Source organism: Streptomyces cahuitamycinicus (genome assembly GCF_002891435.1).
Taxonomy (GTDB): Bacteria; Actinomycetota; Actinomycetes; order Streptomycetales; family Streptomycetaceae; genus Streptomyces; species Streptomyces cahuitamycinicus.
The window spans coordinates 1-1343 of the sequence record NZ_POUC01000835.1; the positions used below are offsets into that span (position 1 = coordinate 1).

1 protein-coding gene and 1 pseudogene are annotated in these 1343 nt (G+C 75.9%); both read left to right on the forward strand.

Annotation, left to right across the window (positions count from 1 at the left end; all coding sequences use genetic code 11):
• The first annotated feature begins 70 nt into the window (after nucleotides 1-70).
• Complete coding sequence (locus C1J00_RS43280; RefSeq protein ID WP_102914220.1) at nucleotides 71-1069, forward strand: AAA family ATPase; 999 nt, start codon at nucleotides 71-73, stop codon at nucleotides 1067-1069.
• Nucleotides 1059-1343, forward strand: a pseudogene (locus C1J00_RS44915) (response regulator); the annotation flags it as partial. The gene C1J00_RS43280 and the pseudogene C1J00_RS44915, both read left to right, overlap by 11 nt.

A 1343-nucleotide genomic window follows, 5' to 3' on the forward strand; every position in this document is an offset into this window, starting at 1 on the left:
CGCCTGCCCCGCCGCCTGCCACCTCCCCCGAGAAGCACCCGCACGAAAACGGAGAGCGAGACCACTCCTCATGCCGCACTGGTCCGTCTACACCGGCCGGAACGAGCCGCACGACGGCATCGACGACCTGCCCGCCCCGCCGCCCTGGCGCGCCTTCGACGGCGGGCCGGCCCTGCCGCCGCCGCACGACGGCGACGACGCGACGGCCGTCTCCCCCGACCGCGTGCACCGGGCGAAGTCGTACGTCGCCACCGAGGAGAGCGTCCGGCTCGTCAACGCCGCGCTCTGCCTGCGCCGCCCCCTGCTCGTCACCGGCCCGCCCGGCACCGGCAAGTCGTCCCTCGCCTACGCGGTGGCGCGCGAGCTGCGGCTCGGCCCGGTGCTGCGCTGGAACATCACCAGCCGCAGCTCACTGGCCGACGGCCTCTACCAGTACGACCCGCTGTCCCGGCTGTACGCGGCGCGGGAGGAGCGGGGCGGTGTCGAGGACCACCTGCGTCTCGGCCCGCTCGGCACGGCCCTGCTCCCCTACGACCGGCCCCGCGCCCTGCTCGTCGACGAGATCGACAAGAGCGACCTCGACCTGCCGAACGACCTGCTGAACGTCCTGGAGGAGGGCCAGTACGAGATCCCGGAACTGGTGCGTGCCGCCCGGCACTCCGGCGACGGCGCGGCCGAGGTGCTCGCCGACGGCACGGACACCCCGGTGGCCGTCCGCCGCGGCCGGGTCCGCTGCCGGGCCTTTCCGTTCGTGGTGCTGACCAGCAACGGTGAGCGCGAGTTCCCGCCCGCCTTCCTGCGCCGCTGCGTCCGGCTGAAGCTGCGCCGCCCCGGCCGGGACCAGCTCACCCATATCGTCCGGGCCCATCTGGCCACGCCGAACGGGGACGCGGACCGTCTGATCACCCGCTTCCTGGAGCGGGCCTCCGGCGGCGAACTGGCCACCGACCAGTTGCTGAACGCCCTCTACCTCACGGGAGTGGCGGGCCTGGACGCCGAGTCCCGCGACGACCTCGCCGAGCAGTTGATGCCGTACCTCAGCGCGGCGGCCGACGGCGATGGCTTCTGAGGCCGCACCCGCGCCGTCCCCGGTCGCCCGGCTGCAGGCGGCCCTGTCGGCGGCGGGCGCCGCGCCGACCCCGCGGGAGATCGCCGAACTGCTCTGGCTGGCCGGGCAGTTGGAGCCTCCGTCCGGCGAGCCCGAGACCGGTCGGCCGACCGCTCCCGAGGCTCCCGTGGTCGGGGCGGCGGCCCCCGGCCCGGAGGGGCCGGCCCCGACTGCCCCCGAACCACCGCAGACCGCCGGGCCGTCCACCCCGGCGGGCCCGGACCGCGTCCCGCTC

Bases quoted from the DNA above. Each gene is read 5' to 3' on its own strand.
- C1J00_RS43280 (WP_102914220.1), top strand. From the start codon at position 71: ATGCCGCACTGGTCCGTCTACACCGGCCGGAACGAGCCGCACGACGGC.